This is a genomic window from Plastoroseomonas arctica (assembly GCF_018128965.1).
GTDB classification, from domain to species: Bacteria; Pseudomonadota; Alphaproteobacteria; order Acetobacterales; family Acetobacteraceae; genus Plastoroseomonas; species Plastoroseomonas arctica.
The window spans coordinates 87,717-106,197 of the sequence record NZ_JAAEDH010000010.1; the positions used below are offsets into that span (position 1 = coordinate 87,717).

Consider the following 18,481-nt stretch of genomic DNA (forward strand, 5'->3'; position numbering starts at 1 on the left):
GGCAGGCGCCTCACCCAACGTAGCGGTTGCGCGGTGGGGTCAGGCCTAGATTTTCCCGCAGCGTCAGCCCGGTATAGTCATGGCGGAACATCCCGCGCGCGCGCAGCTCCGGCAGCACCAGGGCGACGAAATCATCGAGCCCGAGCGGAAGGACGGGCGGGCACAGATTGAACCCGTCCGCGGCCTCGCCCGCGACCCATTCGTGCATGTCGTCGACGATGTCCTTCGGCGTGCCGATCAGCACGCGCCCGCCGAAGCCGGCCGCGATGCGGGTGTAGAGCTGGCGGATGGTCAGATCCTCCCGCCGCGCCAGCGCGAGCAGGTTTTTGGAGATGCTCTTGATCAGCGGGTTGGTTGGCTCCGGCACCGGCCCATCGACCGGATGCCCGGTCAGGTCACCGAACTGGCTGTAGAGGTAGGAGAGGCCGAGCGCGGGATCGACCAGAGCGTTGAGCAAATCATACTGCTCCTGCGCCTCGGCCCGTGCGGCCGATAAAGAGCGTGACGCCGGGCATGATCTTCAGGCTGTCGCGCGTGCGCCCATGCTTCTCGAGCCGCCCCTTAAGGTTAGCGTAATAGGCCTGCCCTGACGCCAGATCGAGCGGCGCGGCATAGACCACGTCAGCGCTGGCCGCGGCGATCTCGAGGCCCTGCTCCGCCGCACCCGCCTGCACCAGCAGCGGCCGGCCCTGCGGCGTGCGCTTGATGGTGAGCGGCCCCTTCACCTTGAAGTGCTTACCCACATGGTCGAGCGCATGCAGCTTGGACTGGTCGAAGAAGATGCCGGTCGCTTTGTCGAAGACCGGCGCATCCGGCTCCCAGCTGTCCCACAGCCCCTTCACCACCTCGACGAATTCGGCCGCACGTTCGTAGCGCAGGTCGTATTCCATGTGCTTGTCGCGGTTGAAGTTCTTCGCCTCCGCCTCGGACCAGGAGGTGACGATGTTCCAGCCCGCCCGCCCGCCGCTGAGATGATCCAGCGAGGCCCATTTGCGCGCGATGTGGAAGGGCTCGTTGTAGGTGGTGGACGCGGTGGCCACGAGCCCGATGTGCTCGGTCACGGCGGAGAGTGCGGAGAGCAGCGTCAGCGGCTCCAGTTCCAGCGTCTGGTGGGAGCGTTGCAGCGCGCCTGGCGGCTCATCCTTGGTGCGCAGGCCTATGCCGTCGGCGAGGAAGACCATGTCGAGCTTCGCCGCCTCGGCCGTCTGCGCGATGTATTTGTAGTGGCGGAACTGCGACGCCGCGTCGGGATCGGCGGTGGGATGGCGCCATGCCGCGGCGTGGTAGCCGAGGTAGCGCATCGACAGGCCGAGGGCGATCTGCTTCGGGGTGCTCATGGCGTCACTGGCTCGCTTGCATCCAGATTTTCCGCCGCGCGCCAGCAACGTGCCTCATGCCCATCCGCGAAGGCGAGCAGCGGCGGCATCTCGGCGCGGCAGCGGTCGATCGCCATCGGGCAGCGCGGGTGGAAGGCGCATCCCGTCGGCGGGTTTAGCGGCGAGGGCAGCTCGCCCTCCACCGCCACATAGGCCTCGCGCCGATCGGGGTTGATGGAGGGCGAGGCGGCGAGCAGCGCGCTCGTGTAGGGATGCAGCGGGTTTGCGAACAACGCCGCCGCCGGCGCCGTCTCGACGATGCGGCCGAGATACATCACGGCGACGCGGTCTGCGATGAACTCGACCAGGTGCAGGTCGTGCGAGATAAACAGGTAGGCGAGACCGAGGCGCTCCTGCAACTCCATCAGCAGATTCACGATCTGCGCCTGCACGGACACGTCGAGTGCCGAGACCGGCTCGTCGCAGACCACAAAGCTCGGGTGCAGCGCCAGCGCGCGGGCGATGCCCAGGCGCTGCCGCTGGCCGCCGGAAAACTCATGCGGGAAGCGCGTCGCGTGCTCGGGGCCAAGCCCCACCAGATCCAGCAATTCCGCCACGCCGGCCTCGCGCTCGGCGCGCGTGCAGCCATGGATGGTGAAGGCCTCGCCGACGATCTCCCCGGCGCGCAGGCGCGGATTGAGCGAGGCGTGCGGGTCCTGGAACACCATGCGCATGCGCTTCCGCGCCGCCTTCATCGCGGTATGGCCCAGGCGCAGTAGATCCTGCCCCTCGAAGCGCAGATTCCCGGCGGTGGCGGGCTGCAGGTTGAGCACGGCGCGGCCGAGGGTGGATTTCCCGCAGCCGGACTCACCCACCAGCGCGAGGGTTTCGCCCGGAAACACCTGCAGTGACACCCCATCCACCGCGCGCACTGTACCCGCGCGCCGCCGCAGCGGGCCGCGATGGACGGGGAAGTGGACGCACAGGTCATCGACATCGAGCAGGGGCGCGGTCATGCCGCGTGCAGCCAGCAACGGACCAGCCGGTCCGGATCACCGCCGACGGGCGGGGCAAGCGGCGGCTCGGCCTCGGCGCAACGCGCGAAGGCGCTTGGGCAGCGGTTGCGAAAGCGGCAGCCCACCGGCAGGCGCGCAAGGTTGGGCACCGTTCCCGCGATGGCCGGCAGCCGCCGCAGCGCACCGCGCGGCCGCGTCCCCGGCACCGAGGCCATCAGCCCTTTCGTATAGGGATGCAGCGGCTCACGCAGCAGCGCCCGCGTCGCCGCGCGCTCCACCACCACGCCCGCATACATGACGCAGACCTGCTGGGCGATCTGCGCCACCACGCGCAGGTCATGGGTGATGAAGACGATGCCCGACCCCAGCCGCTCCTTGAGCCCGTCGATGAGTGCGAGGATCTGCGCCTGGATGGTCACGTCCAGTGCGGTGGTCGGCTCGTCCGCCAGGATCAACGCCGGATCATACGCGATCGCCATGGCGATCATCACCCGCTGACGCATCCCGCCCGACAGCTGGTGCGGGAAATCCTGCGCGCGGCTCTGCGGGGATGGCACGCCCACCAGGCGCAACAGCTCCACCGCGCGGTCGCGCGCGGCGGAGCGGGCGACATCCTCGTGCCGTCGCATCACTTCGGCGATCTGCGCGCCGACGCGGAACACCGGGTTCAGCGCGGTCATCGGTTCCTGGAAGATCATGCCCATTGCACGGCCGCGGATATCCGCCATGGCGGCATCCGGCAGCCCCCGCAGCTCGCCATGGCCGGCGAGCAGGATGGACCCGCCCTCCACGATCCCGGCGCCGGACGGGATCAGCCCCATGATCGACAGGGCCGTCGCACTTTTCCCGGATCCGGATTCGCCCACGATGCACAGCGTCTCTCCTCGCGCCACCGCGAAGGACACGCCATCGACAGCGCGCACTGCGCCGAAACGGGTGCGCAATCCCTCCACAGCCAGCACCGGCGGCGCGGCCTCACTCATGACATCCACACGCGAAACACATCCTTTCCCATGGCGGCCGGAGCCACTGCCGTCCCCTCGCTCTCACCCTCGGGGACGGCAGCGCACCGGGCCTCGGCGCAGCGTTTCGGCTACGCCTTGGTCACCTGGTTGAGCAGCGGGATCTCGAAGGCGAAGGCGTCGAAATTGTCGATCCCCAGCTGCATCGCGATGATCTGCTGCTGGTTGTAGAGAAACAGGTTGGGCGGCGAATCCGTCCACAGGATGCGGTTCGCCTCGTGATAGGCGGCCATGCGCCGCTCAGGGTCCAGCTGGGTGCGCGCGCCGTTCAGCAGCGCATCGATGCGCGGGTCGGAATAGCCGCCGAGATTCGCACTCTGCCCGGTCATCAGCCGGCGGCTCAGCCGCCAATCCGCGGTCGGTATGGAGGTGCCGAGCACCCACATATGCGCGGCATGGCTGCCATAGCCGGTCCCCGTCGGCTGGCGGCGATACAGCGTCTGCTGGTAGCTGGCCCATTCCCAGGCGCGGAATTCGGTGCGCAGCCCGATGGCGTTCAGGTACCCCTGCACCGCCTCGGCCACCTGCTGGTCCTTCAGGTAGCGTCCGACGCAGGTCCACATCACCAAGGGCTCGGTGAATCCACCGGGGAAGACGGCAGCGAATTCGCGCCGGGCGAAGTCCGGATCGTAGCGATAGGGCTCCTGCGGCTGGTAGCTCTGCACGCCCGGCGCCATCGGCGCGTCGGGGACGGACCCGAACCCGCCCAGGATGCGTTCGACGATCGCGCGATGGTCGATCGCGTGGTTGATCGCGCGGCACAGGCGGGGATTGTCGAAGGGCGGCCGCTTGTGGTTCAGCTCGAAGAAGATCTGGAAGGAGCTGGGGATGACGGCCAGCTTCAGGCGCGGATTGGCGCGCACGCGCGGCACCGCCTCGGGCGCCATGCCGGTGGCGATGTCCGCCGTGCCGGCCTCGAGCTCGATCAGCCGCGCCTCGGGCTCCGGCACGGGGCGATAGACGATGCGGCGGAAGCGCGCCGAGGGGTTCGCACCCGTCAGCACGGCGCTCTCACCCGGCGTCCATTCCTCGAACTTGTAGGGGCCGCTGCCGACCGGGTTGCGGCCGTAATTGCGCCCTGCGCGCTGGATCGCCGCGGGGCTGTTGATGGAGGCCGCCGACTCGCACAGGATCTCCAGCATCCCGGCCAGGGGCTCGGTGGTGGAGAAGGTGATGACCAGCGGTCCTTCCACCTTGATGTCGCCGATGACGGAGAAGAGCGAGCGGTTGGGCGAACCCAGGCGTGGGTCGCGGATGCGGTCGAAATTGGCCTTCACCGCCTCGGCATCCACCGCCGTGCCGTCATGGAAGCGCACGCCGCCGCGCAGTTGGAAGGTCCAGGCGAGGCCGTCCGCGCTGGTGGTCCAGCGCTCGGCGAGGTCGCCCTCGATGCCCGAAAGTGCCGTGTCCTTCCAGCGCACCAGGCGCTGGAACATCAGCGTCAGCAGGATCTCCGCCGAACGGGTGCGGCTGATCGCGGGGTCGAGCGAGTCGAAATCCGATCCCTCGATGAAGGTCAGGATCTCACGCGGCGCCTGCGCCTTCGCACCGCGCGGCGCGATGGCGGAGAGCGCGGTCGCGACCATCAGGGCGCGCCGGTCGATCATGGGATTCATGGTGCGGCTCCAGGGCTGATGCGGGTGGATTTCGGGTCGGTGAAGTCGCGCAATCCGTCGCCCACCAGGTTGAGCGACAGCACCAGCAGGAACAGCGCGATCCCCGGTGCGAGCACGACATGCGGCGTGGACATCAGGTGCGAGCGCGACTGGGCGATCATCGCGCCCCATTCGGGCACCGGCGGCTGCGGGCCGAGCCCGAGGAAGGACAGGCCCGAGGCGATCAGCACCGCCTCCGCCAGCGATATGCTCCCCTGCACGATCACCAGCGAGGCGATGTTGGGCAGCACGTGGCGGAACAGCAGCCGCATGTCACCGGCCCCGAGCGAGCGGGAGGCGAGGACGAAGTCGCGCGACTTCAGCGACAGCACCGGGCCGCGGAACAGCCGCGCGAAGACGGGCACGGAGGAGATGGCGATGGCCAGCGTCAGGCTGGTCATCCCCGGCCCCAGGATGGTGATAAGCATGATCGCCAGCAGGATGCGCGGGAAGCTGATGATCGCATCCATCGCCCGCATGGTGATGAAGCTCGCGCGGTTGTCGTAATACCCGCACAGCCCGCCGATCAGCAGCCCAGCCAACAGCGCCGCACCCACGCTGACACCGGCTACCAGCAGCGAGGTCCGCGCGCCCCAGACCAGGCGCGCGATCATGTTGCGCCCCATCTCGTCCGCTCCGAGCGGCAAGTCGAGCGAGGGTGTGGCGAGCGCGTCGCCCAGATTGACCCGCGTCGCCGTGGTCCAGTCGAACAGCAGCGGGGCGGCCAGCGCGGCCACGGCGAAGATCACGATCACCGCCACGCCAAGCAGCGCCATGTAGCGCCGCGTGATGACCAGGAAGCGAAGGAAGGGAAGGATCGCGCTCATCCCCGCGCAATCCGCGGGTCGAGCACGGAATAGAGCAGGTCCACCACCAGGTTCACCGCGATGATGGCGGTGGCGAAGAACAGGATGCATCCCTGAACCACCTGGAGGTCGCGCTGGATGATCCCATCGACCATGTACCGCCCCAGCCCCGGCCAGGAGAAGATCGTCTCCACGATCACCGCGCCGCCGAGCAGCCGGCCGAAATAGATGCCCAGCAGCGTGACCAGCGGGATCGCCGCATTGATCAGCGCGTGGCGCCAGATCACCGCCCCGCCGCGCAGACCCTTGGCGCGGGCGGTGCGGATATAGTCCTCCGACAGCACCTCCAGCATGGTGGAGCGCGCGACGCGGGCGAAGGTCGCGATATAGGGCAGCCCCAGCGTGGTGACCGGCAGGATGAGGTTCGCCCATCCGCCCCGCCCACTGGGCGGCAGCCATTGCAGCTTGGCCGCGAACAGCAGCATCAGCAGCAGGCCCAGGAAGAAGACCGGCACGGATATCCCGAAGGCGGAGACGGCGCCGATCGCCTGGTCCACCCAGGAATTGGGCCGCATGCTGGCCGTCACGCCCAGCCCCACGCCCACGATCACCGCCAGCAGCATCGCGAAGCCGGCGAGCTCGATGGTGGCCGGCAGGCGGCGGACCAACTCGTCAAGGACTGGGCGGCGGCTGCGGTAGCTCTCGCCGAGATCGCCCTGCGCCACGCGCACCAGATAGGTGCCGTATTGGCGCCACAGCGGCTGGTCGAGCCCGTAATGCTCCCGGATGAGGGCGATATCCTCCTCCTCCGCATCCGGCCCCGCCGCGTTGCGGGCGGGATCACCGGGCACGAGGTGCAGCACGAGGAAGACCGCGAGCGACACCGCTAACAGCGTCGGCACCAGCACGGCGATGCGGTAGATCGCGTAGTCGAGCACGGCGCCCCCTCACTGGCTTGGGCCGCGGATGCTGGCATGCTCCCGGTGCGCCGCTTCAACGGCGGCTACACCACCGTAGGTAAGGGCCGTCCGCAGGGTCAAATGCGATATTGCCCCTGATGCATGCCGAAATGTTATGAATAGGCATGCGACGCCTGACCCTCCGCCAGATTGAAGCCTTCCGCGCGGTGATGCTGCGCGGCTCCATCTCCGGCGCTGGCGAGATGCTGGGCCTGACCCAGCCCGCCGTCAGCCGGCTGATGCGCGACATGCAGGAGGTGCTGAACCTCAAGCTCTTCCTCCGCCGCGGCAACTCCATCGCCGCCAGCGCCGAGGCGACGCTGCTGTTCGAGGAGGTGCAGCGCAGTTTCGTCAGCCTGCACCGCATCGAGCGCACCGCGCAGGAGATCAAGCGCGCCTGGCATGGCAGCCTGCGCATCGCGGCGATGGCGGGGCCGGCGTATGGCTTCCTCCCCGGCCTGGTCGCGCAATTCCTGCGCGAGCACCCGGATACCTTCGTCGCCCTCCACAACCACATCACCACGACGACGCTGGAGCGCGTGTCGCTGCGGCAGTTCGACATCGGCATGGCCTATGCGCCACCGGATTATCCGGGCCTGGAGATCGAGCGCCTGCCCCTGCTGGAAGCGGTCTGCGCCCTGCCCGCGGACCATCCGCTGGCGGCCAAAGGCGAGATCACGCTGGAGGATCTGCGTGGGCAGAATCTGCTGAGCCTGGGCACCGGCAGCCAGATCGCCATGCGCCTGGACGCCATGCTGCGCCTGGCCGGCATTCTCGCCCCGGTGCTTGCCGAATCCACCGCCTCGGAGGTGCTGTGCCGGCTCGTGGGCCAGGGCGTGGGGATCGCGCTGGTCGATCCCTTCACGGGTGCGGCTGTGCGTGACCCCGCCGTCGTCGTGCGCCGCTTCGCGCCCCGGGTGGAGTATGGCGTGGCGCTGGTCTTCCCCTCCGGCGTGCCGCGCTCGCCGGCGGTGACTTGGTTCGCTGAGGCCGTCCGCAACGGCTCGACCATGGCGCGGCTGCTCCCAGCATAGCACTTGCGCATACATGCCCAACTGGGCATCTTGCGCTCCTCACCCTCCGGCCGCCTTTCCAGGGCGTCCGTCGCTTCCATCGGCAATCGGACGGCGCCGGCGCGCCGGAAGGAAGGGTGTGAGCATGGCACGGCGCGACAAGATGAAGCTCGGCATGTCGATGCGCGGCCTGGGGTATCACCCGGCCGCCTGGCGGCACCCCGATGTCCCCGCAGACGGAACCCTGCGCTTCGAGCATTACGCCCACAACGCGGTCATGGCCGAGCGCGGGCTGTTCGACATGATCTTCTTCGCCGACGGCATCGGCCTGCGCGAACGCGACGAGCCACGCGGCTCCCTCGCGCGCTCCGGCTATGAGCTGGTCGAGATGGAGCCAATGACGCTGCTCCCCGCCCTCGCCGTGCTGACGAAGCACATCGGGTTGGTGACCACGGCGTCCACCACCTACAACGAGCCGTTTCACGTGGCGCGCAAATTCGCGACGCTCGATCTGATCAGCCATGGCCGCGCCGGGTGGAACATCGTCACCTCCTGGTCAGAGGCGGAGGCGAAAAACTTCAACCGCGAAGCCCATCTGGACTACGACACGCGCTATGAGCGCGCGGCCGAATTCGTCGAGGTGGTGAAGGGCCTGTGGGATTGCTGGGAGCCGGGTTCGTTGCTCTACGACAAGGCCGGCGGGCTCTTCTACGACGAGGCCCGGATGCATCTGCTCAACCATCGCGGCAAGCATTTCCAGGTGCGTGGGCCGCTCAACGTCGCCTCCATGCCGCAGGGGCGCCCGGTGCTGTTCCAGGCCGGCGCGTCGGAGCCGGGGCGCGAGATCGCCGCCGCCACCGCCGACGTGGTCTATGCCGCGGCCGATTCGCTCAAGGCGTCCAAGGCCTATTACGACGACGTCAAAGCCCGCATGGCGAAGCATGGCCGCGATGGCGATGCGCTGAAGATCATGCCCGGCGTGCGCACCATCGTCGCCGCGACGCGTGCGGAGGCCCAGGACAAGTTTGACCGCCTGCAGGACCTCACCGACCCTCTGGTGGGCCTCGGTCGCGTCTATGCCGCGCTCGGCGACCTCAGCAGCTTCGACCTGGACGGGCCGGTGCCCGAGCCGCAGCGCGCCGCCGAGGTGCGCAGCAGCACGGAGCGCATGATGGAACGCGCGCGGTCGCAGAACCTCACCATCCGCCAGCTCTACCAGCAGGTGGTGGGCGGCGGCTTCTACCTGATCGGCACAGCGTCGGACATCGTGGACGGCATGCAGGAATGGTTTGAGGCCGAGGCCTGTGACGGCTTCAACGTTCTGCCCCCCTACCTGCCCGGCTGCTGCGACGACTTCGTGGAATTCATCACGCCGGAATTGCAGCGGCGGGGGCTGTTCCGGACGGCCTATGAGGGCAAGACCTTGCGGGAAAACCTTGGCCTGGCGCCGCATGTGAACCGGCACGTCGCGGCGCGAGCCGCCAGCGAAGCGGCGGAGTGAGCACGATGGCACGGCAGATGAAGCTCGGCCTCAACCTGGTCGGCAATGGCGCGCATGGCGGCGGCTGGCGCATGCCCGATGCCCATGTCGGCGCGGGGATGGATATCCGGCTGTGGAAGCAGATCGCGCGCGGTGCCGAGGCCGCGAAGTTCCACTTCATGTTCATGGCTGACGGCATCGCCGTCCGCAGCTCCGCCAAGGACGAAGCGCAGCTCAGCTATGACAGCCGGATCGACGTGTTCGAACCACTCACCGTGATGGCCGCCCTGTCCGCCGTGACGGAGCGCATGGGCTACCTCGCGTCGATCTCCACCACCTACAACGAGCCCTATCACGTGGCGCGCAAGCTCGCCTCGCTCGATCATGTCAGCGAAGGGCGGATCGGCTGGAACGTCGTCACCTCCTGGTCCGAGCAAGAGGCGCTGAACTTCGGCCGCGACAGCCATCTGGAGCACGGGCTGCGCTACAAGCGCGCCGAGGAATTCGTCGATGTCGTCTTCGCGCTGTGGAACAGCTGGGAGGATGACGCCTTCATCCGCGACAAGGCGACCGGGCAGTATTTCGACCCCTCCAAACTGCACATCCCGCACCATCGCGGCGAGCACTTCACCGTCCGCGGCCCGCTGAACGCCGCGCGTCCCGTCCAAGGATTTCCGGTGATCGCGCAGGCTGGCTCCTCCGGCCCCGGCCAGGCGCTGGCCGGGCGGATCGCCGAGATCGTCTACACCATGCAGAAGTCACGCGCGGATGCGGCCGCCTTCTATGCGAGCGTGAAGAGCGGCTTCGCCAACCATGGCCGCCATGCCGAGCATTCCCTGGTGATGCCGGGCATCATGCCCATCATGGGCCGCACCATGCAGGAGGCGCGCGACCGGGCCGAGCAGTTGCAGGAGCTGATCCATCCACAGCTTGGTCTCGCCGCGCTGATTCCCTCCTTCGGCGACCTCACCGGCTATGACCTTGACGACCCGGTACCCCCGCCGTTGGCGGACACCAACAGCGTGAAGAGCGCGCATGAGCGGCTGGCCAAGCAGCTGGCCGGCAAGACCATCACCATCCGCGAGCTGATCCACCAGCGCTCCGCCTCCGGCCACCACGTGATGGTCGGTACGCCGCAGAGCATCGCGGACGAGATGGAGGACTGGTTCGTCCATCACGGCTGCGACGGATGGAACATCCTGCCGCCCTACTACCCCGTGCCGGTGCAGGAGGTGTTCGACTGGCTGGTGCCAGAGCTTCAGCGTCGCGGGCTATTCCATACCAGTTACGAGGGCACGACGTTGCGCGATAATCTGGGTCTTGCGCGACCGGTGCACCCGGCAGCGAGGTGAACGCACATGCTGCGTCTTGCGCGCAGGCTGCGCGAGCCCGGCGCATCTTAATCGAAGGGCAGGATGTGGAACCGACGCAGGATCTTCCAAAGGGTCTGGTCGTCGCTGGCACAGCCAGCCGCCGTGAGATGGGACCGAACCGCGCCACGAACGTTCGCATGTCCTCATTGCCAACGTTCTTGCGATTGATCCGTTTGATGAAGGTCGAGGCCGAGTGGACCTCGCGGGCCCTGCGGAGCACGTCCTGATAGGGGCCAGTGATCTTGAAGGTGGTTCGCTCGCTCGCGACGGCGAACTGATGCCGCTCGTTCGAGAGGTCGAGATTCTGGAACGCTTGCGCGAGTTGCCCGACGAAGTCCTTGAATAACGCTATCAGCCGGCGCGAAAGTAACGGTCCGTTTGGCCTGCACTTCGAGCATCGCCGGGTCGCCCGTTGTGGTGGTGCCGCGAACGATGACGTCATCCAGCGGGTGTCCTTCCCCCGCGCGCTGCAGTTCGATGGTTTCGATAGTTGCGCCAGGGAGACCTCGCGGGTCGGCCTCGACGAGCATCGTTAGCAGGTAGTGCGCCGCGACCTGCCCCTCAAAGAGGGCACCCGCCGGACCGCGCGCTGACGGGCTGGTTGCCGCTGCGGGCGGGATTTCGGGCGAGCTATGGCTCATACAAAGTTACTGAATAACGCGAATTGCTTCCAAGACCACGCTGTTGTTCCGGTTCCCGCGCAAAATCGTGAGTAGCCATGTGCCATAAGGTAGGGAGTTCAGGCAACACGTGTTGCGTTGCCGAAGTCATTCAGTTTGGGGCGCACCCCGAATGCGATGGGCCTCGTCTTGTCGCTTCGGAGGCGCCAAGTCTAATTACACGCCGCGCAAGTCGTCATGCCGCGCTTCTCCCGCCGGGGCTCGATCGCATAGCCGCATCGCATGCAGTTCGCCCGTCGTCGGCAGTATTGAAGGGGTCAGCGACGCGCCTGATCGGCGCGCTGGCCGGCTATTCGGGAGGCCGCCCTCGGGCCCCGGCGCGGCACCGCGGCATGCCCCACAGCAGCAGCTGCATCGGCATCCGTGGCGGCTGGCTCCCAGGCTGGCATGACGTGGGTGACCGGCTTTGCCGCTTGAGGAGCCGTCGGCCCGGTCGGCCGGGACGTACGAGGCGTCTGCTTCGTTGGGAAACCACTGTCCCAGATTGCCGAACGAACATACCGAGCCTGCCGCTGCGGCCTGCCTCTCACAACGCGCCCGATCGGATATGCACTACCTCAACGACCTGCTTCCCGGCGCGCCGGCGCGTCGGGGAATGGTCATCGTTTCGCGCCGGTCAGCCGTCGCCAGCTTATCGTCCTTAAACCGGGCGAAGACGTGTTCTTTGTTGTACATCAGCAATACAGGCTCTTGCATCTATTCAGACGTGGCAACGCGACGCCTCAGATGTTGGGGCCGAATGAAGGGTTTGCATCAATGAAGTACTGATCGGGCGATCGGCTTACTGAATTTCCTGAGCCGCGCCAGCAAAATACGGTTCACTCTCAATGGCTTAAGCTTGAGGGAAAAATCGACCTACCCTCAAGGTTCGGAAAATCTTTGCTCTCTCCGCCCCGAAACGGGCGGTAGTTGCGCCTGCGAACCATCAAGGTCTGCGGGCAAAACACGGCTAAACGTGCGCCTCAACGCGGTGCACCGTTTAGGATGGACGGTTTGTGAGAGACGACTGGAGCAGCGGTAGGAACCCGATTCCAACCTTCTCTGGAGCGCGCCGGCTAACCCTGCAATCTTTTGTCACAACCTTGCAGCCTGCCGACACGGAATCCGTGCGAACTCCCCAATAATCCAGGGGAAAGATCGCATGCGTAGTCTGTTGCTCGCACTACCGCTGATGTTGGGCATGCAGGCACCCAGCGCTGCCACCGACTTGCGTTCAGGCTTCGCCGCGGCCGTCGAACTGAATGCGGAAATCCGCTCGCTTACAGCGCAACGCGACGTCATTGCAGCTCGCCGCAGTGGTTCTGAGGCTTTACTGCCGGGTGCGCCCACCCTTTCCCCGTCCTGGCGAACCCAGGTCAATCCGCAACGCAGCGGTTATCAGGAATTCGAGGTCGGCGTAGACGCACCGATCTGGCTGCCGGGTGAATCGCGGGCGCTGCGCGGCAGCGTCACCGCGCAGGAGCAACAGTGGGAGGCGCGGCTACGCCAAGCGCGCATCACAGTTGCCGGTGAGGTCCGCGATGCCTACTGGGCCTGGGGCCTGGCTTTGGCGGAACGCGAGGCCGCGCGCGCCCGCCTTGCCGCCGCCCGCCTGCTGGAGCGAGACATGGGCCGGCAAGCGGCTGGCGGCAACGCGCCTCGCACGGACCTTCTGGTCGCGCAAGCCGACGCGCGGGACGCGGAGGGCACCTTGCGTATTGCCGACGGCCAAGTTCGCGATGCAGTGCTCGCCTTCCGTGCACTGACCGGGCGGGACCCGCGTTCGGGCCCGTCCGAATCGGTGGCCCGCGCCAGCATTCCCGGCGCGGCCTTGCGCGATTTGCCACAAGCCGCGGTGGCCGCCACCAGCCTCGTCCTGGCCCGCGCCGAAGAACGGCTGGCGCAGGTGCGCGATCGCGCCAGCCCAACCCTCTTCGCCGGCTACCGCCGCGAGCGAGAGGCCTTCGGCGAGCGCTGGGTGGACCGCCCGATGATCGGCATCCGCATCCCCTTCACCTATGGCCCCCAGGTGGAAGAGCGTGCCGCGATGGCGCGGGCCGAGGCGATGTCGGCGGAGGCGCAGCTCGCCACCATCGCCCGCACCTTCGAGAGCACCGAGCGGCGCGCCCGGGCCCAGCGCGAGGACGCCGAGGCACTGACCGGGCTCACCGAGCAGCGGTACCGCGCCCTCGCGGAGCAGACAGGATTGATCGAGACTGCGTTCCGCGCCGGCAACGTGACATTCATCGAAGTGGCGCGCGCCCGCGCCCAGCTGGCCCAGGCCGACGCCGCGCGCCGCCGCACCCGCGTCGAGCGCGACCGGGCGGCTTCGGTCATCAACCAGATCCTGGGGGTCGAACCTTGATGCTTCGCCGCTCGCTCTGCGCCGTGCTCATCGCCCTGGGGCTGGCCGGCACCGCCCGGTCCCATGAGGGTCATGGCGACGAGGCCCCCGTCGCCGCCTCTGCCCTGCCGCGCGTGGAAGCGGAGAGCGAGGCTTTCGAACTCGTCGGTGTGCTGCAGCCTGGCGGGGTCCTGCTCATCTACCTGGACCGCTGGGCCGACAACGCGCCGGTCGATGGCGCCGTCACAGTCACCATCGATAGGCAGGAGGTCGCCGCGGCGCGGCAGGGCATCGGCATCCTGGCATTGCGCCACCCGCGCCTTGCCCAGCCCGGTTGCATCGACCTGATCTTCAGCATCGCCGCCGGCGAGGAGATGGACCTGCTGACCGCCACGCTGCAAATCCCCGAACCACCCGCTTCTGCCGTCCCGGTCCATGGTTGGCTCGATGCGCTGCGCGAGGCGCCCATGCTCCTGGCGGCCGGGCTCGGCCTGCTCCTGGCCGGGCTGGTGCTCGGCCGCCTCTCCGTACCGCGGGCATTGCCGCCCATGGTCGAGGACGAACCCCTCGTCGCACCTTCGCCGGTCGCCGTGGTCAAGCCGGCCAAGCTGCCCGCCCGGGTCGCGGGGATACTTCTCCTGATCGCTGCGGCACCTTCCATGGCGCAGACCTCCGTCGCCGAACCGCCGCGCCGGATGGATGACGGCACGGTGTTCATGCCCAAGCCGTCGCAGCGCCTCCTCGTCATCCGCACCCAGGTCGCGGCACCCGGCGATGCGCTGGCCACCACCCAACTGGTCGGCAGCCTGACGCCGGACCCCAACGCGTCGGGCCGTGTGCAGCCATCGCAATCGGGCCGGCTGGAACCCGGCGAACGCGGCCTGCCCACGCTCGGCCAGCGTGTCGAGCGCGGCCAGGTCCTCGCCTATGTCACGCCCAGCTACACGGCGTCGGAGCGCGGCACGCTCGCGCAGAACGCCGCCGAGCTGGATGCCCAGATCACCATCCTGGCCGCGCGGGTCAGCCGTCTGACCACGCTGCGCGGCAGCGTCTCGGATCGCGAGATCTCCGAGGCGCAGGCCGAGCTGGCCGGCGCCCGGCAGCGCCGTGCCGCCATCCAGCCGGCGCTGTCCGGCCGCGAACCGCTCCTCGCACCCGTCAGCGGCACCGTCTCGCTGGTCCGCGCGGCCCTGGGCCAGATCGTCGACAACCAGCAGGCGGTATTCGAGATCGTCGATCCCGACCGGCTGTGGGTGGAGGCGCTGGCCTTCGACCGCATCAGCATCGACGCCATCGCCGGCGCGTCGGCCACGCTGGGCGATGGCCGCAGCGTGGAGCTGGAATTCGTCGGCCGCGGCCTGACCGTACGGCAGCAGGCGGTACCGCTGAATTTCCGCGTGGTGAACCCGCCGCCCGATGTCGCGGTCGGCGCGCCGGTGGTCGTGCTGCTGCGCAGCCGGCGCCAGGTCGAGGGCATCATCCTTCCGGCCGAGGCCGTGGTGCGCTCGGCCGAGGGCCCGCCCATCGTGTTCGAGCACACCAGCGGCGAGCGTTTCGCGCCCCGCCCGGTGCGGGTCCTGCCGCTCGATGGCGCGCGGGTGGTGATCACCGCCGGCGTGAACCCGGGTGCGCGCATCGTGACCCAGGGTGCGAACCTCATCGCCCAGGTCCGCTGAGCGATGTTCTTCAACACGCTTGTCACCTTCTCGCTGCGCAACCGGCTCTTCGTGCTGATCGGCGCGATGCTGATCACCATGTACGGCGCCTGGACGCTGACGCGGATGCCGGTGGACGTCTTCCCGGACCTCAACAAGCCCACCGTCACCCTGATGACCGAGGCCGAGGGCATGGCGCCGGAGGAGGCCGAGCAGTTGGTCTCCTTCCCCATCGAGACGGCGATGAACGGCCTGCCGGGTGTCACGCGCGTGCGGTCCATCTCCTCGGTTGGCCTGTCCATCGTCTATGTCGAATTCGACTGGGGCGCCGATATCTGGCGCGCACGGCAACAGGTGAATGAGCGGCTCGGCCAGGTCGCCGGGCAGTTGCCCGCGCGCGTGTTGCCGACGATGGCGCCGGTCTCCTCCATCATGGGCGAGATCATGCTGGTGGCGCTGACCGCGCCCACCGATGGCTCGATCTCGGCCATGCAGCTGCGCGAGCTGGCCGACTGGTCGATGCGACCCCGGCTGCTGACCATCCCCGGCATCTCCCAGATCATCCCCATCGGCGGTGAGGTGCGGCAGTTCCGCGTGCTGCCCGACCTGCAGCGGATGAACGCGCTGGACATCGGCATCGAGGAGATGACGACAGCGCTGCGGCAGTTCGGCACCAATGCCGGCGGCGGCTATGTCGACCAGGCGGGGCGCGAATACCTCATCCGCAACCTCGGCCGCACCACCTCGCTGGACGACCTGCGCAATGCGCCGGTGGGTTTCCGCAATGGCCAGACCATCCTGCTGCGCCAGGTGGCCGAGGTCGATTTCGGCGCCCGCTTCCGGCGCGGTGATGCCGGGGTGGATGGCGGCCCGGCCGTGATCCTGGGCATCCAGAAGCAGCCCGGCGCCGACACAATCCGCCTGACCCAGGCGGTCGAGGCGGCGCTGGCCGACCTGCAGGCCGCCATGCCGCCCGGCGTGCGCGCCGACCGGGTGAAGTTCCGCCAGGCCAACTTCATCGAGACCTCGATCAGCAATCTCAAGACCGTGCTGATCGAGGCGGCCATCGTCGTCACCTTCGTGCTTTTCGCCTTCCTGCTGAATGTGCGGACGACCTTCATCTCGTTGGTCGCGATCCCAATCTCGATTCTGCTGACCGTGATTGTATTCAGCACCTTCGGGCTGTCGATCAACACCATGACCCTGGGCGGCATCGCCATCGCGGTGGGCGAGCTAGTCGATGACGCGGTGGTCGATGTCGAAAACGTCTTCCGGCGCCTGGGCGAGAACCGACACCGCGCCTCTCCTTGGCCCGTGCTGCAGGTGATCGCGGCGGCCAGCATGGAGGTGCGTTCGGGCATCATCTACGCCACGCTGATCATTATCCTGGTCTTCCTGCCGCTGTTTGCGCTGACCGGCATCGAGGGGCGGCTCTTCGCACCGCTCGGCATCGCCTACATCGTGGCAATCCTGGCATCGCTGGTGGTGTCGATCACCGTCACGCCCGTGCTCTGCTACTACCTGCTGCCCGGCATGAAGAACCTTGGCGAGCATGACACCTGGCTGGTCAAGCGCCTCAAGCGGCTGAACGACCGGGTGTTGCGCTGGGCCTTCGCCCGCCGCGCCGCGGTGCTCGGCGTGGCCGGAATCGCGGTGCTGGCGGCCGGTGCCTCGGTGCCCTTTCTTCCGCGCGCCTTCCTGCCCGCCTTCAACGAGGGCACGGTGCTGATCTCACTCACCTTCCAGCCCGGCATCTCTCTGGACCAGTCAAGCGCGCTGGGCCGCGCCGCCGAAAACATCGTGCGCGAAGTGCCGGAAGTGCGGGGCGTCGGCCGCCGCACCGGTCGGGCCGAGCTGGACGAGCATGCCGAGGGCGTCCACCGCTCCGAGCTCGACGTCGATCTCGAACCCAGCGCGCGCTCGCGCGCCGTCGTTCTGGCCGATCTGCGGGACCGGCTGAGCGTGCTGCCCGGCGCGGTCAGCCTCGGCCAGCCGATCAGCCACCGGCTGGAACACATGCTTTCTGGCGTGCAGGCGCAGATTGCGCTCAAGGTCTTCGGCGATGATCTCGACACGCTGCGCACCCTGGCCGAGACGATACGCGGCCGCCTTGCTGCGAACGTGCCGGGGCTGGTCGACCTCCAGCTCGAACGCCAGGTGCGGGTGCCGCAGCTGCGCATCGCCATCGACCACGAACGCGCGGCGCTCTACGGCGTCTCGACCGCGGCACTGCTGCAGAACATGCAGGCGATGACCGGCGGCATCGTGGTCAGCCAGATCTTGGACGGGCCGCGGCGCTACGACCTGGTGATGCGCCTGTCGGACGCCAACCGCACCACCGCGAGCCTGAGTGACGCGATGATCGAGACGCCGGCAGGCCGGGTTCCCCTGCGCCTGCTCGCCCGCGTCGAGGATGCGGATGGCCCCAACCAGGTGCTGCGCGAGGGTGCGCGGCGCCGCATCGTGGTGCAGGCCAACACCGACGGCGTGGTGGACATGGCGCAGGTGGTCGCCGGCATCCGCGCCGAACTGGCCAATATACAGCTGCCGCCCGGCTACTCCACCGGCCTGGAGGGCACCTTCCAGGCGCAGGAGGAGGCAATGCAGACCATCGGCCTGCTCGCCCTGATCTCCCTCGCGATGATCTTCATGGTGCTTTACTCGCGCTACAAATCGGCGGTGCTGGCGCTGATCATCATGGGCAATGTGCCCCTTGCCCTGATCGGCGCCGTCGTCGCCATCTGGATCGCCGGGCAGTCGCTGTCCGTCGCCACCATGGTGGGCTTCGTGACGCTGACAGGCATCGCGGCGCGCAACGGCATCCTCAAGATCAGCCACTACATCAACCTGTCGCTGCATGAGGGCGAGCGTTGGGGCTTGGCGCTGGTGCTGCGCGGATCGGCGGAGCGCCTCACGCCGGTGCTGATGACCGCACTTTCGGCCGGGCTGGCGCTGATCCCGCTCACGATTGGGGCGGATGCGCCGGGCAAGGAGATCCTGCACCCGGTGGCTGTCACCATCCTGGGCGGGCTGGTCAGCTCGACCCTGCTGGATACTTTCGTCACGCCAATCCTGTTCCACCGTTTCGGCCGGCCTGCGCTGGAACGGCTGCGGAACGACGCCCGCGCCGCCCGCGACGCGGCGCCGGCGCACGCCCTTCCCGACACGTTCTGAACCGAGGAG

The 18,481-nt window shown here is 68.0% G+C and carries 13 protein-coding genes; 6 read left to right on the plus strand and 7 right to left on the minus strand.

Going from position 1 to position 18,481, the window contains the following annotated elements; translation table 11 throughout:
- Positions 1–10: 10 nt before the first annotated feature.
- The 7 genes from GXW79_RS21425 to GXW79_RS10470 form a co-directional block, all read right to left on the minus strand.
- Positions 11–457, minus strand: coding sequence for an LLM class oxidoreductase (locus GXW79_RS21425; protein WP_246503896.1), 447 nt, complete (start codon positions 455–457; stop codon positions 11–13).
- Position 458: 1 nt separating this feature from the next.
- Positions 459–1,337, minus strand: a complete 879-nt coding sequence (locus GXW79_RS10445; RefSeq protein WP_246503897.1) for an NtaA/DmoA family FMN-dependent monooxygenase — start codon at positions 1,335–1,337, stop codon at positions 459–461.
- Positions 1,334–2,332, minus strand: a complete 999-nt coding sequence (locus GXW79_RS10450; protein WP_211874331.1) for an ABC transporter ATP-binding protein — start codon at positions 2,330–2,332, stop codon at positions 1,334–1,336. Before GXW79_RS10450 ends, GXW79_RS10445 begins: the two co-directional genes overlap by 4 nt.
- Positions 2,329–3,315 (minus strand): ABC transporter ATP-binding protein, encoded by a 987-nt coding sequence (locus GXW79_RS10455; RefSeq protein WP_211874332.1) that lies wholly within the window; start codon positions 3,313–3,315, stop codon positions 2,329–2,331. The genes GXW79_RS10450 and GXW79_RS10455 overlap by 4 nt, the downstream gene beginning before the upstream one ends.
- A 110-nt stretch (positions 3,316–3,425) precedes the next feature.
- Complete coding sequence (locus GXW79_RS10460; RefSeq protein WP_211874333.1) at positions 3,426–4,970, minus strand: ABC transporter substrate-binding protein; 1,545 nt, start codon at positions 4,968–4,970, stop codon at positions 3,426–3,428.
- Entirely contained in the window at positions 4,967–5,836 is an 870-nt protein-coding gene (locus GXW79_RS10465) for an ABC transporter permease (RefSeq protein WP_211874334.1), read from the minus strand. The genes GXW79_RS10460 and GXW79_RS10465 overlap by 4 nt, the downstream gene beginning before the upstream one ends.
- Entirely contained in the window at positions 5,833–6,753 is a 921-nt protein-coding gene (locus GXW79_RS10470; protein WP_211874335.1) for an ABC transporter permease, read from the minus strand. Before GXW79_RS10470 ends, GXW79_RS10465 begins: the two co-directional genes overlap by 4 nt.
- A gap of 146 nt (positions 6,754–6,899) precedes the next feature.
- On the opposite strand from GXW79_RS10470, the gene GXW79_RS10475 reads away from it, so the two are divergent.
- The 6 genes from GXW79_RS10475 to GXW79_RS10500 all read left to right on the plus strand — a co-directional run bounded on the left by GXW79_RS10475 (position 6,900) and on the right by GXW79_RS10500 (position 18,472).
- Complete coding sequence (locus GXW79_RS10475; protein WP_211874336.1) at positions 6,900–7,808, plus strand: LysR substrate-binding domain-containing protein; 909 nt, start codon at positions 6,900–6,902, stop codon at positions 7,806–7,808.
- Positions 7,809–7,932: 124 nt separating this feature from the next.
- On the plus strand, positions 7,933–9,288 hold the full coding sequence (locus tag GXW79_RS10480) for an LLM class flavin-dependent oxidoreductase (protein WP_211874337.1): 1,356 nt from the start codon (positions 7,933–7,935) through the stop codon (positions 9,286–9,288).
- A 5-nt stretch (positions 9,289–9,293) separates the two neighbouring features.
- Entirely contained in the window at positions 9,294–10,619 is a 1,326-nt protein-coding gene (locus GXW79_RS10485) for an LLM class flavin-dependent oxidoreductase (protein ID WP_246503898.1), read from the plus strand.
- 1,842 nt (positions 10,620–12,461) lie between these two features.
- Positions 12,462–13,664 carry a TolC family protein gene (locus tag GXW79_RS10490; RefSeq protein WP_211874338.1) on the plus strand — a complete coding sequence of 401 codons (1,203 nt, stop codon included), beginning with the start codon at positions 12,462–12,464 and terminating at the stop codon, positions 13,662–13,664.
- Positions 13,664–15,319 (plus strand): efflux RND transporter periplasmic adaptor subunit, encoded by a 1,656-nt coding sequence (locus GXW79_RS10495; RefSeq protein WP_211874339.1) that lies wholly within the window; start codon positions 13,664–13,666, stop codon positions 15,317–15,319. The genes GXW79_RS10490 and GXW79_RS10495 overlap by 1 nt, the downstream gene beginning before the upstream one ends.
- Positions 15,320–15,322: 3 nt before the next feature.
- Entirely contained in the window at positions 15,323–18,472 is a 3,150-nt protein-coding gene (locus GXW79_RS10500; protein ID WP_211874340.1) for an efflux RND transporter permease subunit, read from the plus strand.
- Positions 18,473–18,481 lie beyond the last annotated feature (9 nt).